General features: G+C 31.0%; 14 protein-coding genes and 2 pseudogenes. 4 read left to right on the top strand and 12 right to left on the bottom strand.

The features are described 5' to 3' along the window. Positions 1 to 22 precede the first annotated feature (22 nt). The 5 genes from QW060_RS23780 to QW060_RS23760 form a co-directional block, all read right to left on the bottom strand. Positions 23 to 421: a hypothetical protein gene (locus tag QW060_RS23780; protein WP_290365298.1), complete on the bottom strand. Its 399-nt coding sequence runs from the start codon at positions 419 to 421 to the stop codon at positions 23 to 25. A gap of 198 nt (positions 422 to 619) precedes the next feature. Then, the gene (locus QW060_RS23775; protein WP_290365297.1) at positions 620 to 1,186 is read right to left on the bottom strand and encodes a recombinase family protein; all 567 of its coding nucleotides are present in this window, start codon (positions 1,184 to 1,186) and stop codon (positions 620 to 622) included. A 125-nt stretch (positions 1,187 to 1,311) separates the two neighbouring features. Next, complete coding sequence (locus tag QW060_RS23770; RefSeq protein WP_290365296.1) at positions 1,312 to 1,875, bottom strand: PIN domain-containing protein; 564 nt, start codon at positions 1,873 to 1,875, stop codon at positions 1,312 to 1,314. After that, a complete protein-coding gene (locus tag QW060_RS23765) occupies positions 1,865 to 2,320 on the bottom strand; it encodes a helix-turn-helix domain-containing protein (RefSeq protein ID WP_090410424.1) in 456 nt (151 codons plus the stop codon). Before QW060_RS23765 ends, QW060_RS23770 begins: the two co-directional genes overlap by 11 nt. A gap of 117 nt (positions 2,321 to 2,437) precedes the next feature. Continuing rightward, positions 2,438 to 2,893: a hypothetical protein gene (locus tag QW060_RS23760; protein ID WP_290365295.1), complete on the bottom strand. Its 456-nt coding sequence runs from the start codon at positions 2,891 to 2,893 to the stop codon at positions 2,438 to 2,440. Positions 2,894 to 2,938: 45 nt separating this feature from the next. Between QW060_RS23760 and QW060_RS23755 the strand changes: the two genes are divergently transcribed. Together QW060_RS23755 and QW060_RS23750 are read left to right on the top strand one after the other, a co-directional pair. Further along, positions 2,939 to 4,192 (top strand): Y-family DNA polymerase, encoded by a 1,254-nt coding sequence (locus QW060_RS23755; protein ID WP_290365294.1) that lies wholly within the window; start codon positions 2,939 to 2,941, stop codon positions 4,190 to 4,192. Beyond that, positions 4,189 to 4,653 (top strand): LexA family protein, encoded by a 465-nt coding sequence (locus QW060_RS23750; protein WP_125019413.1) that lies wholly within the window; start codon positions 4,189 to 4,191, stop codon positions 4,651 to 4,653. Before QW060_RS23755 ends, QW060_RS23750 begins: the two co-directional genes overlap by 4 nt. 3 nt (positions 4,654 to 4,656) lie before the next feature. On the opposite strand, the gene QW060_RS23745 is transcribed toward QW060_RS23750, so the two are convergent. Further along, entirely contained in the window at positions 4,657 to 4,995 is a 339-nt protein-coding gene (locus QW060_RS23745; protein WP_125019414.1) for a hypothetical protein, read from the bottom strand. A gap of 102 nt (positions 4,996 to 5,097) precedes the next feature. Between QW060_RS23745 and QW060_RS23740 the strand changes: the two are divergent. Next, positions 5,098 to 5,978 (top strand): annotated as a pseudogene (locus QW060_RS23740) (IS982 family transposase). A gap of 305 nt (positions 5,979 to 6,283) precedes the next feature. Here the strand turns inward: QW060_RS23740 and bioA are convergent. The 5 genes from bioA to QW060_RS23715 are packed head-to-tail and all read right to left on the bottom strand — an operon-like array spanning position 6,284 to position 10,924. Beyond that, entirely contained in the window at positions 6,284 to 7,549 is a 1,266-nt protein-coding gene (gene bioA / locus QW060_RS23735) for an adenosylmethionine--8-amino-7-oxononanoate transaminase (protein WP_125019415.1), read from the bottom strand. Between the two features lie 43 nt (positions 7,550 to 7,592). Next, positions 7,593 to 8,591 (bottom strand): biotin synthase BioB, encoded by a 999-nt coding sequence (gene bioB, locus QW060_RS23730; protein ID WP_125019416.1) that lies wholly within the window; start codon positions 8,589 to 8,591, stop codon positions 7,593 to 7,595. Next, complete coding sequence (bioD, locus tag QW060_RS23725) at positions 8,588 to 9,196, bottom strand: dethiobiotin synthase (protein WP_290365224.1); 609 nt, start codon at positions 9,194 to 9,196, stop codon at positions 8,588 to 8,590. The genes bioB and bioD overlap by 4 nt, the downstream gene beginning before the upstream one ends. 2 nt (positions 9,197 to 9,198) lie before the next feature. Continuing rightward, positions 9,199 to 10,356: an aminotransferase class I/II-fold pyridoxal phosphate-dependent enzyme gene (locus QW060_RS23720; protein ID WP_290365223.1), complete on the bottom strand. Its 1,158-nt coding sequence runs from the start codon at positions 10,354 to 10,356 to the stop codon at positions 9,199 to 9,201. Then, positions 10,298 to 10,924 carry a hypothetical protein gene (locus tag QW060_RS23715; RefSeq protein WP_125019419.1) on the bottom strand — a complete coding sequence of 209 codons (627 nt, stop codon included), beginning with the start codon at positions 10,922 to 10,924 and terminating at the stop codon, positions 10,298 to 10,300. Before QW060_RS23715 ends, QW060_RS23720 begins: the two co-directional genes overlap by 59 nt. 64 nt (positions 10,925 to 10,988) lie before the next feature. Between QW060_RS23715 and QW060_RS23710 the strand changes: the two genes are divergently transcribed. Then, positions 10,989 to 12,482 carry an aminotransferase-like domain-containing protein gene (locus tag QW060_RS23710; protein WP_125019420.1) on the top strand — a complete coding sequence of 498 codons (1,494 nt, stop codon included), beginning with the start codon at positions 10,989 to 10,991 and terminating at the stop codon, positions 12,480 to 12,482. A gap of 387 nt (positions 12,483 to 12,869) precedes the next feature. Here QW060_RS23710 and QW060_RS23705 read toward each other — a convergent pair. Next, positions 12,870 to 12,970 (bottom strand): annotated as a pseudogene (locus QW060_RS23705) (histone H1-like protein); the annotation flags it as partial.

Raw genomic sequence — 12,970 nt, 5'->3', positions numbered from 1 at the left:
GTTGTTGATTCAAATTATGGATTTATTGTAAATGCTTTCTTGAATTCAAATTATTATCTGACCATAATAGCCCAATAGGTATTTCTTTTATACTTTCTATATTTTCCGCTGTAATTGGGAAAGCATATTTATCTTGAAAAAATATAACTGTTAATGGAGAATAGTCTTCTAAATCATTAAGAACCATTAATTCTAAAATAATGGTATTTTGAGGAAAATTGTCATCGGCATTTTCACGTGGATCCATAACGTAAAATGAATCTCTATTGAAGATACTTTTAGCTTGTTCTTTAATTTCAGCCAAAATCTTATCATTTAATTCTTCACCGGGTGTACCTTCAATTAAAGTATAGTACGTTTTTTGTTGATAGATTTTAGAAATTTCAACTTCAATATTGTTGATTACAATTATGTTTTCCATAATAAAGTTATTTTTGTTAAAAATAGCAATTTAGCATGACATTATACGTCAATTACCCTTTTATGTAATTTTTATAGAAATCATTATATTACTCTACCATGATAGTGATAATCTACTTCGATGTCTAAAAAATAAAATTTTTTTATTTACAATAATACATTTGGTGGGATAATATAATTCATAGAAATATATATATATTTATATATTGCTTTTTTCTACTCTATAAAACGTTGTTTTACTTATTCCAGCTTGTTTACATGCCTTATCAATACTCATTTTTTTATTGTCGTAAAGATGCTTTGCATATTGGTATTTTTCAAGAGTTTCTTTAGAAATACCTTTAGGTCTACCTAAAGTTTCATTGCGTCTCCTTGCTCCTTCTAATCCATGTTTTGTTCTTTCGCTAATAAGATTACGTTCAAATTCTGCAACTGCACTAAAAATTTGAAGTAAAAATTTTCCATTTGCAGATTGGGTATCAAATTCTGGTTCTGTTATGGATTTAAAATGAATCTTCTTTTGATTGAAAGTTTCAATTAGATCCACCATATTTTTAAGTGACCGGAATATGCGATCATTCTTATAAACCAAAATTGTATCACCTGGTCGAGCAAATTCTAAAAGTTCTAATAAACCTTTTCGATCTTCTTTTACTCCACTCGCAATATCAGAAAATATCTTCTCACATTTACGTTGTTTTAGCAGTTCAATTTGATTTTCTAGATTCTGATCTTTTGTAGAAACTCTCGCATATCCTATAATCATAAAAAGTACTATAAAAGGTTATTTTACGAAACTAATAAAAATAACGATAAAAAGCACTAAAGGAAATAAAAAAAAGACTACTAAAAAGTAGTCCTAGAAAACGGTCGATTTTTGGTATAATTAAATTACAAAAGAGCATGTAAATAATCTGCTGTTTGATTTAATCCATTTTTTCTAAAGCTTTCTAATACTTGAAATTCATCCATTGCCGGGTTTTTGCGATTTAATACCAAATCTTTAAAAGCTTGAATGGCTATTTTTGGATTTAAATCTATAATATCCGTTAGAAAATCATCAGCGCAAACTGCCTTCAATCCAAAAGAGTCTAAATAATCATCCGGAAAATCCTTTAAATTATTCGTTACAATAATATTAGCATTTACTTTAATAGCAGCAGCTAATACATGTCTATCATCTTTATCAGGTAAATTTAAATTATCAATTAATCCTTCATAATTTAATACTAAAGCATCGGGAAATGCCAAATTTGCTACGTTAATCCGCTTCTCTGCTTGTGAAGATTCAACTCCCTTTCGAATCATTACAGATTTCCATTCATCAAAAATGATTTTACTCCATTTTGGGGTATATAAATCATAATGAGCAAACCAAAATAATAAATCTCTAATAACGATAGGAAATATTACATTGGTATCAAGAACAGCTTTGTACCTTACACTATGAATCATATAAACCTATTTCGTCATCAAAGTTCATAATATCAATGATATGCTTTTTCTGTTTTTGCTTCATTTCGTTTTTATATTTGATTACATCTTCAAATAGAATACGACGATGTCTTCCAACCATTGTAAAATCAATTTCACCTTGCTCTAAAAGTTTAACTAAATGTGGTCGTGAACAACCCAATATTTCAGCTGCTTTTTGAGTAGTTACTTCCGTTGCAATAGGGACAATAGATATTGGATTTCCTTCACTCATTGACTTTAAAATTTCACTTAAAAGTTTTAAAGCCTTAAAAGGTATTTTAATTCTGTCGTTTGTTTCTTCGATTTCTATTTCAGTATCATCTTGCTTCAATTGTGATAAAATCGAAGAAAGTGCTGAATAAGATTCAATAGCCACTCGTTGTTCTTTCTTAGTGGGTCTTTTTATATAGTCTAATGCTTCCATACTTTAAATTATTTAAACAAATTTAAACGAAATAAACGAAACAAACAAAATAAACGAAAATAAATAATTTTAAACTTCGCCTATTAGTAAATAAATAACTTGCAGAAATTGGTCTTATCAATTAAATTTTCGGGAATAATCTAATATCAAATTAGTAAGATTTTCTTTTATAAAAAAGTACGAGTCCTCTTCTAAAAATCCTAATGGGGCATAATCAATATAACGTTGACGATAATTGTTATACATTTCAAAACTATGTAAAAAGTCTAACTCTGTTTTGCGATCATTTAAATAAGAATTTAAATCAAAATAACTGTCCCGAGTTGGGGAATATGAAAAAGCTAATAATTCTCCAATACCTTCAACAAACCAATTTAATAAATCATTAATTATAAATTGTTCAGGGATTTCAAAAGTATATCCATCCGTATCATAAAAAAGATAAAAATCTGTTTGAAAACGATTATTAAAATCTTCTAAATTTTTCGCTACAATCTCAATGTTAGATATATGCTCAGGTTCTAATGAATTTCCTAAATCTAACGCTAAACAAACGACGTTTCTTGGCATCATAATAATTTAACTTTAGCACGTTTACTAATTTAATAATTTTGTAGGATGTATGCTTTAGTCGATTGTAATAATTTTTACGCAAGCTGTGAAAGGGTGTTTAAACCTCAATTACGGCATAAGCCAATTGTTGTGTTAAGCAACAACGATGGCTGTGTTGTGGCGCGTTCTAACGAAGCAAAAGCACTCGGTATTCCAATGGGAGCACCCGCTTTTGAATACAGAAAGTTATTTCAGGATAATAGTGTAAATGTATTTTCATCAAACTACGCTCTGTATGGCGATATGAGTAACCGTGTAACTCGAATCCTTAGAAAATATACACCTGATTTAGAAGTTTATTCGATAGATGAAAGCTTTTTACAATTCAAGGGATTTGAAAATTATGATTTAGTATCGTATGCAAAAGCGATACGGAAAGAAGTGCTTAAAAACACTTTAATTCCAACGTGTATTGGAATTGCGCCCACAAAAGCATTAACTAAAGTGGCCAATAGGATAGCTAAAAAATATCCGCAATTAGAAGGTGTATATGCTATAGATTCCGAAGAAAAACGGATTAAAGCTTTGCGATGGTTAGCTATTGAAGATGTATGGGGTATTGGTAGACAATTTGCTAAAAAATTAAAGGCAAAAGGAGTAAATAAAGCATTAGATTTTACAAATCTTCCTGATGAATATGTCCGAAAGGAACTTACTGTAGTTGGTTTACGACTAAAAAAGGAATTAGAAGGCATATCTGCTATGGAACTTGAAGATGTAAAAACAAAAAAGAATATTGCTACGACAAGATCTTTTGATAAAACGTATGAAGATAAAACCTATCTACAAGAGCGCATTGCTACTTTTGCAACCACCTGTGCTGAAAAATTACGCAACCAACATTCTACTTGTAGAATAGTTACTGTTTTTATTTTTACCAATAGATTTCAAACAGATAAACCACAATATTACCAATCAATCAATGTAACTATCCCCTTCCCTACTAATTCATCTATTGAGATTATTAAATATGCAAAAATTGGATTAGATGCTATTTATAAAAAAGGGTATGCCTATAAAAAAGCGGGTGTTATAGTTGGTGGAATAACACCCGAAAGTGAAAAACAATTCAATTTATTCGAAGACGAGCACCCAAAGCATCGAAAACTGATGAATGTTATGGATCAAATGAATTTTAAATATGGAGTTAAAAAATTAAAAATTGGTTCTCAAGCATTAGATAAAACATGGAAAATGAGACAAGATTTATTAAGTCCTAACTATACAACAAATTGGAATGATATACTTACCATACAATGATAACATTTAAAAAAGCACCTTATTTTGGAACTGAATTAGAAAACCTAACCATCCATGCAGAAGGAGAAAAAAAGTATGTACAAGTATGTGGTGGAGTTTGTGCTGGATTCCCATCTCCTGCAGAAGATTTTTTAAGTGATCGCATCAGTTTAGACGAACGTTATCTGTCTAAAGTAGAAAGTACATTTGTAAATCGTGTGAAAGGATTATCAATGTATCCAGAGTATTTAGAAAACGATATTATCATCATACGTTCCGACTATTACCCTACGGATGGAGATGATATAGTTGTGTCTATTAATAGTTCAGAATATACATTAAAACGATACGATAAAGCGAATAATCGCTTAGTGGCTTTGAATAGTGATTATGCAAAAAGTGTAACTATTGATGAAAGCGACGAAGTCGTGATACTTGGAGTAGTTGATGCTGTGATCAGAGATAAAAGAAAAAGAAAATAAATTTTATTCATTTGAACCAAAAAAGAAATCTAAAGCACCTTGTTTTTCTTCTGGACTAAAAATCTCATCATTCACGTTATATTTTAGAACACAATTTATAATAAATTTCCTATCTTTCAATATTTCGCCTTTCATACTTTTATAATCTGATTGGTTTAAAATACCATTAAGATTAGTATTTGTTTTTAAATAAGTTATAAGTTTTGGAGATTGCAAAAACTCAATCATATCACTGCTGATATCCGTCCAATTATTTTTTAATTCTAGATCTAAATCAGTAATACTATTTAAATAGTTATAAATCTTATTTGCAGCTATTAATTGTTCCCCAGTTATCTCCATGAAGTGACTTTTTATATTTATATACCCGTAGTGCATTATAAAAAAAGTTGCTCAAAACACTAACAATTAGTATATTGTATTGACTTACAACCAGATACAGTTATGAGTAACTTAGAAGCAAGTTACAAATTAATTTTAATCGAATTACGTAAAATAGCAGAATTTGAAAATATGTATTTCAAGCCAATAAAGCCAAAGCTATCTGATATAGAATTGATTAGCTTAATGATTTTGGCGGAATTCAAATCGATTGATTCTGAACATCAACTTTTTAGAGACATAAAAGGTTTTGAAATTGCATCCAGAATTGAGCGAAGCGTTTATAACAGAAGAAAAAGAAAACTATATCCATTTATGGAAGAAATCAGAATGAAAATGGTTGAAAAATTTAATGAGTTTGAAACCTTTTTTGTAGTAGATAGTATGCCGTTGGAGGTTTGTAAAATTTCACGCTCATCACGTAGTAAAATTTGTAAAGAAACAGATTACGCTATTCCAAATAAAGGATTTTGAGCCTCTCAAAACTTACATTTTACGGGTATAAATTACATGCTGTTTGTTCAATTAATGGTGTTTTTCAGAGCTTTGATTTATCTCCTGCTTCGGTTCATGATATTCATTATTTACAAGATATTAAATTGCAACTATCCGATTGTGTGATACTTGCCGATAAGGGCTATCTTTCTAGCACTATACAGCTAGACTTATTTAATGAGGTAAATATACAATTGGAAACGCCAAAAAGAAAAAATCAGAAAGACTACAAACCACAATTTTATCAATTTAAAAAGTTTAGAAAACGTATAGAAACCTTGTTCTCACAATTGTGTGATCAGTTTATGATTAGACGTAATTATGCTAAATCTTTTAAAGGTTTTAAAACAAGGATTCTTTCCAAAATAACCACCTTAACCACTATACAATATTTAAACAGGTTCGTGTTTGGTAGAAACATCAATAATCTGAAAATTAATTTAACTTAATAATGCACTACGGGTTAAAGTAATAAAGTTATAATTTGGATACTACCTGTAAACCTTTAGGAACTAAATAATAGACCTGAGTGTATGAAAACATTTTTAGTAACAAAATTTACAGAATGCTCTAATATTAATAAATGAATCAGACATAAAATCAATCCCTTTCTGAGTATTCAGGAGTTTTAAATGAACTTTCTCGAATAAATTTTGTTTTATATTTTAGTGGAGAAAAAAACTAAACTCTAAAAACAAAATTATTTCTAGAGTTTAAGTATGTTTAATCTTAAGACGAACTAAAGAATGTCTTATTATAAGTAATCCATTACTTCTAAAATATTCTTATAAACCAAATCTAATTCTTCAGATGTAATACAATAAGGTGGAACGAGATACATTACGTTTCCTAACGGACGCATAATAATTCCCCTTTTCAGAAATTCATTATATGAAATTTTACCTATTTCATTAAAATAAGAAGTTTGTTTATCATTTTTAATTTCCCAAGCTAAAATAGTTCCGATCAATCTTACATTTTCAACTTTTGGATGTTGTTGTAATGTTTTGGAAAAATTTAAATGCTTCTCGTATATTAATTTAATATGAGTCAAAGTATCTTCTTTCAATAATAACTCCATACTTGCCAAAGCCGCGGTACAAGCTAACGGATTTGCAGTAAAAGAATGTCCATGAAATAAGGTTTTGTATTTATCATCCGACAAAAAAGCTTCGAAAATTTCATTGGAGGAAGTAGTAATTCCCATAGGCATTGTTCCTCCAGTTAATCCTTTTGAAAAACACATAATATCTGGTTTCTCAGAAAGGTAATTGGCAGCAAATAGTTTTCCTGTTCTCCCAAATCCGGTAAAGACTTCATCTTGAATCATTAAAACTTTCTGTTCTCTGCAAATTTTCATTAATACTGATAAGTCTTCCGCTTTGTGCATCAACATTCCTGCAGCTCCCTGAATCAGAGGTTCATAAATAAAGCAAGCTATTTCTTGCGAATGATTTTGAATAATTGCTTTTAAATCATTCAAATTTTCTGAAGTCGGTGTATCCATGAAAATAACTTCGAAAAGCATTTCTCCAAACGGTTTCGTCCAAACACTTCTTCCGCTTACCGACATTGCACCAAAGGTATCGCCATGATAAGCGTCTTTAAAAGCGAGAATTTTCGTCTTTTTCTTCCCTTGATTATACCAATATTGAATACACATTTTCAAAGCTACTTCAACAGCAGTCGAACCATTATCCGAATAGAAAACTTTTTGTTGATTATCAGGTAATAAACTTAATAAATTCTCCGAAAGCTGGACAGCGGGTTCATGTGTAAATCCGGCAAAAATGACCTGCTCCAACGTATTCAACTGCTCCGAAACCTTTTGTGCTATGTACGGATGTGCATGGCCGTGAATCGTTACCCACCATGAAGAAACCGCATCAATATATCGATTCCCTTGATTATCAAAAAGATAGACTCCTTTTCCTTTTACAATAGGAATTGTATCTTCGGCAATCTTCATTTGCGTATAAGGATGCCAATTGACGTCTTTGTCGCGTTGTTGTAAACTCATTGTAGAAATTAGATTTTAGAAATTATAAAAACAAACTCTTAACTTATAATTCACAGCTTATAACTTTTTCCGATGCTCTTTTCATTGGTTTTAATCCCAATGTCTGCAACATTTGCATATCCTCCGAAACTCCTGGATTTGGGGTCACCAAAAGGGTTTCTCTTTCTCCTGTAAAGATAGAATTGGCTCCTGCCATAAAACACCACCCTTGCTCAAATTCGGTCATTTCAATTCTTCCTGCGCTGAGTCGAACCATCGATGACGGCATAATTATTCTCGCTGTAGCAATCATTCTAACCATTTCCCAAGTATTCGTTTTTTCATTATCCTGAAGCGGTGTTCCTTCGACTCTAGATAATGCATTAATCGGAACAGATTCTGGATGTTTTGGCATTGTCGATAACGTTAAAAGCATCGAAATCCTGTCTCCGTGTGTTTCTCCAAGGCCTATAATTCCCCCTGAGCAAACGGTAATTCCTGCTTTTCTGACATTGTTAATAGTATTAATTCTGTTATCGAAAGTTCTTGTTGAAATAATTTCTTCATAATATTGTTCCGAAGTATCCAAATTGTGATTGTAAGCATACAATCCTGCTTCCTGAAGACGAATTGCCTGTTCCTCGGTAAGCATTCCTAACGTACAGCAAACTTCCATTCCAAGTTCGTTTACACCCTTTACCATGTCAATAACTCTATCGAAATCACGATTGTTACGAACTTCTCGCCACGCTGCTGCCATACAAAAACGTGAGGATCCACTGTCTTTTGCTTTTTGAGCATGTGCAATCACCTGTTCCGTCGGCAGCAAAGCCTGAACTTTTATATCCGTGTGATAACGTGCCGCTTGTCCACAATAAGAGCAATCTTCGGGGCAACCACCTGTCTTAATAGATAACAATGTCGACATTTGAACTTCTTCAGGATTGTGCCATTCGCGGTGAACGCTTGCTGCTTTGTAGATTAATTCTAGTAAAGGCTGATTATAAATTTCTTCGATTTCCTCTTTGGTCCAATCATTCCTCAATTTTGTTTTATCTCTCATATCTTTTCTAATTGTTTTGTAATACTTTCTATATTTTCTTTTGTTATGTTTTCGATTTCCGGAATTCTTATAATTTTTGTTTCTGATGAAATATTTTTACAAATAATCCTTTCAGTATCTGATGGGAAGTCTCCGTTGAGAATTAAATATTGCAATGTAATTTTTCTTTGATTTAAAAGCATTATCGACAATAAAGTATGATTGATACAACCTAAATAATTTTTGACAACCAATGCCGTTGGGAGATTTAATTCTTCAATTAAATCAATAATAAATTCACTGTCATTGATTGGAACCATGAGTCCCCCAGCACCTTCTACAATAAGATTATTTTTTGTTTCAGGAAGTTTTATTTTATTTAAATCAATAGTAATTCCTTCTTCTTTTGCAGATTGATGCGGTGATGCTGCCAACTGAAAACAGTAGGTTTCTGCATGGCAAACTGTATCTTTTCCAACCCATTTTTTGACTTTCATGGTGTCTGAAAAACCGAGATCTCCAGATTGAACGGGTTTCCAATACTCTGCATTAAAATATTTTGTCAAAATTGCCGAACAAACCGTTTTACCTATTTCTGTTCCGATTCCAGTAATAAATAATTTCATTTTTAAATGTTTTGCTTAATAATATTTGTAAGCGTTATAATATCCTCTTCTTTATTAAAACTATGCAAGCAGATCCTCAATCTTTCTGTTCCTTCTTTTACCGTGGGACTGAAAACAGCATATGTCAAAAATCCACTATCAAATAGAGTTTCTTTCAAAGCTATTAATTGACGATTATTGGTAATTAAAATTGCCTGAACTGGACTATTTTCTGAAGAAATACTTTGAAGGTTATGCTTTCGAAAAATTTTAATATTTTTCTTTAATTCAACGCATAAATGTTGATTTGCTTCTAGAAAATTATATCCTTCTTTTATACTCATCCATAGAAAATCATGTGCTGAAGTTGTATAGATAAAAGAGGCTGCGAAATTAATGAGGTAAGATTTAATTACTTCATTTGTTAAAATAGATGCACCATGCGTTCCCAAAGCTTTTCCGTAAGTAATTACCGTAGCTAAAACACTATTTTGCAAATGCAATTGAGCAACCAAACCATACCCAAAAACACCAAAAGCATGCGCTTCATCGATAATCAGATGTGCTTTATATTTTTTCGTTATTTCGACAATATCCTTAACAGGAGCAATATCCCCATCCATCGAATAAAGACTTTCAATCGCCACATAACAAATCCCATTTTGTCCTTTTAAAATTAGCTCTAAATGTTCAACATCATTGTGCTTAAATTTTAATTTCTTAGCATATGACATTTTACAAGCATCATGCACAGACCGATGAATTTTTTCATCCACAATAATCGTATCATGTCGATTTGGAAGTGTTGAAAACAGAGCTAAGTTCGCATTATATCCAGAAGGGAAAAGTAAAGCTGATTCAAATTTATGTTCTTTGGCAATGAAATCTTCGACTTCGGTAACAACAGAACTATTTCCACTTATTAATCTAGAGCCTGTGCTCCCTTTTAATAATTCGGGATTTTCTAAGATTTTTTTTAATAATAAATCCTGAAATTCTTTGTTTGTAGCCAATCCTAAATAATCATTGGAATAAAAGTCGATTCCTTTCTCTTTTGGTTTTAAAATTCTTAAGATTCCGTTTTCTTTTCTTTCTTCTAAAGCTTCCTTAAAATAGAGGAAATTATTGTGCATGATTCCATTTTGAAACCTCCTTTGAAATTGCATTAACCCACTGCTCATATAAATCTTTTTCAATGGTTAAAATAACTTCTGCATGAACCTTCCAGTCTTCCGAAAATTCCTCCAATTGATTAATCATTTCTTCCAAATGTCCCTCTTCTTCTAGAATAATTGATTTCACTATAATTTTGGAAGAAACCTTAGTTAAAATATCCTGATAAATAGGGTACAATTCATCAGCACGAACTTCAATAGCATAGGTCACAAATAAATAAGCCGCATATTTCAAATCTTCTTTATTCAAATTGAAATTCTGCTGAAGATATTTACAAGCTTTAATATCTAAAGAGTGTAAGTATTGCCTCGTTGCAATGGAAGCCAAAAGTTCATTATTTTTATACGTTTTGCAGACTTCAGGACTGATTTTTAAAATTTGTTTTTTCAGATAATAAGCGTGACGATGCTCTTCTGCTGCGTGTTTAAGTTGAATTAAACTAACTTTCGTCGGATGCTCGCAAGCAGATATTTTTCTTGCTCCTGCATTTTCCATGAAAGACAGCGTATTCAGCCATTTAGCATGCATTTCATTTTGCTGAACTATTTTTTGTAAAAGGTTGTAAAAATTCATTGTTTTTATTTGTGCGACAAAATTATTATCTTTCCGGACACTATAAGGTACCATTTTAAATATCATGAGTAGTCCGGTTAATATTCCTTTTCAAAGTTTCATATCTATAGATCGAGATTCTTCTACATCTATTTACTTACAAATTACTTTTCAGTTTATCAATGCTATCCAAAGAGGTTATCTACCTACTGGTCTGAAGTTACCTGGTAGTCGGACGCTTAGTGAACTTTTAGGTGTTCACAGAAAAACCATTATAGCAGTTTATGAAGAATTGGATGCGCAAGGTTGGGTTCAAATCCATTCCAATAGAGGGACATTTATTCTAGATAAAGAACCAGAAAAGATAAAAATTAAGAGCTCAGAATCTCTACAGCTTTATTCCTATCCAAGACAAACGGGATTTAGTTTCAATAAGACTAATATTCTTGATAATCCTTACGAATATGGTGATTTTTTGTATCGATGGAATGATGGTACTCCAGATTACAGAGTCACACAAATTGAGACCTTTACTAAATTTTATTCGGCTAGCTTAAAAAGAAAACAAAATCAAAAAAAATGGGCTTATTCTAAAGAAGAAGGAAGTATCTATTTTAGAAAGCAACTGTCTAATTATCTGAATTTGACTAGAGGATTACATATTTCAGATAAAAATATTCTTATAACAAGAGGAGTTGATGCAAGTATTTATATTATATCTCAAATTTTATTAGAAAAAGGAGACAAAGTTGTTGTTGCTGAAACAAGTTACTTTGCCATTAACATGATTTTTCAAAAAAATGGAGCCCAAATCCTAACAATTCCTATAGATAAATACGGTATACAAGTTGACAAATTAAGAGAATTATGTGAGCATACAACCATTAGGGCGCTATACCTTACACCACACAATCATTATCCTACAACTGTAACTTTAAGCGGTAGTAGAAGAATGGAACTTCTTCAACTTGCTGATGAATTTGGCTTTGTTATTTTAGAAGATGATTATGACTACGAATTTCAGTATGACAAAAACACCACACTTCCAATTGCCAGTGCAGACACCAACGGTATGGTGGTGTATGTAGGTTCTTTTGGAAAAACATTGCCACCAGGATTTAGAACTGGATTTGTTGTTGCTCCAGAAAATCTAATATATGAAATGCGAAAATATCTTGGCATTATTGATCGAGAAGGAGATATTATGATGGAACAGGTATTGGGGGAGTTAATAGAAGAGGGTGAAATACATCGTCACTTAAAAAAGTCAATAAAAATTTACCAGCAGCGTCGTAATAATTTTGCAAATATTTTAAAAGAGACATTCGGTAATGATATAAACTATCAAATTCCTACTGGTGGGCTTGCCTATTGGATAGAATGGCAAAAATCAGTTAATCTACTCAAAATAAGCCAAGAATGTGTTAAATATAATTTGTTAATTCCAAGAACATTACTTTATCAAAACAAATCTATCACTGCTATGCGAATCGGTTTCGGACATCTAACAACTGAAGAAATGAAAAATAGCATAGAAATATTATCAAAAAGTATAGTAAGCATATCCACCTCTCATTAATAATATGGGAGATAAGTAGATATTTATCACATAAGTAAGTTAAGTAGAAAGGTAAGGAATTAATTTAAAAATAAAAAACATGAATGTCTATTGCCTCTTTTAGAAAAATCATTTTTGCTTTTTTATAATATACTAAAGTAGAAAAACTTATAGCGAAATTTATAAAAAATTATGGTTGTATTGAAATTTATGAAAAATCGCTGCTTAAGATAATGTAAGAGTTACACTTTTATAAAACCCTATTATGGTCCTGAAAATTGGAGTTGTACAATAGTTATGCTTATATACATGTATTTACATATGTATATATTTACATATGTATATATTTATATATATCGTACTATAATCAAAAAATAAAGCCGTATCTTAATGTATACGGCTTGTCTATTATTTTTTAGATTCCTCTAAAGATAACTTTCTAAATTCTTTTAAAAGTTTCTCTAAAGCTAAAGATGATTTTCTCGCTCTAGTTCCAGCAGCTTTATTTT

It is taken from the genome of Paenimyroides ceti (genome assembly GCF_030409925.1).
This window is presented reverse-complemented; position numbering and strand designations above follow the sequence as displayed.

Coding starts and splice junctions, on each gene's coding strand:
- QW060_RS23780 (WP_290365298.1), bottom strand. CDS start 421: ATGGAAAACATAATTGTAATCAACAATATTGAAGTTGAAATTTCTAAA.
- QW060_RS23775 (WP_290365297.1), bottom strand. CDS start 1,186: ATGATTATAGGATATGCGAGAGTTTCTACAAAAGATCAGAATCTAGAA.
- QW060_RS23770 (WP_290365296.1), bottom strand. CDS start 1,875: ATGATTCATAGTGTAAGGTACAAAGCTGTTCTTGATACCAATGTAATA.
- QW060_RS23765 (WP_090410424.1), bottom strand. CDS start 2,320: ATGGAAGCATTAGACTATATAAAAAGACCCACTAAGAAAGAACAACGA.
- QW060_RS23760 (WP_290365295.1), bottom strand. CDS start 2,893: ATGATGCCAAGAAACGTCGTTTGTTTAGCGTTAGATTTAGGAAATTCA.
- QW060_RS23755 (WP_290365294.1), top strand. CDS start 2,939: ATGTATGCTTTAGTCGATTGTAATAATTTTTACGCAAGCTGTGAAAGG.
- QW060_RS23750 (WP_125019413.1), top strand. CDS start 4,189: ATGATAACATTTAAAAAAGCACCTTATTTTGGAACTGAATTAGAAAAC.
- QW060_RS23745 (WP_125019414.1), bottom strand. CDS start 4,995: ATGGAGATAACTGGGGAACAATTAATAGCTGCAAATAAGATTTATAAC.
- bioA (WP_125019415.1), bottom strand. CDS start 7,549: ATGAGTTTACAACAACGCGACAAAGACGTCAATTGGCATCCTTATACG.
- bioB (WP_125019416.1), bottom strand. CDS start 8,591: ATGAGAGATAAAACAAAATTGAGGAATGATTGGACCAAAGAGGAAATC.
- bioD (WP_290365224.1), bottom strand. CDS start 9,196: ATGAAATTATTTATTACTGGAATCGGAACAGAAATAGGTAAAACGGTT.
- QW060_RS23720 (WP_290365223.1), bottom strand. CDS start 10,356: ATGAGCAGTGGGTTAATGCAATTTCAAAGGAGGTTTCAAAATGGAATC.
- QW060_RS23715 (WP_125019419.1), bottom strand. CDS start 10,924: ATGAATTTTTACAACCTTTTACAAAAAATAGTTCAGCAAAATGAAATG.
- QW060_RS23710 (WP_125019420.1), top strand. CDS start 10,989: ATGAGTAGTCCGGTTAATATTCCTTTTCAAAGTTTCATATCTATAGAT.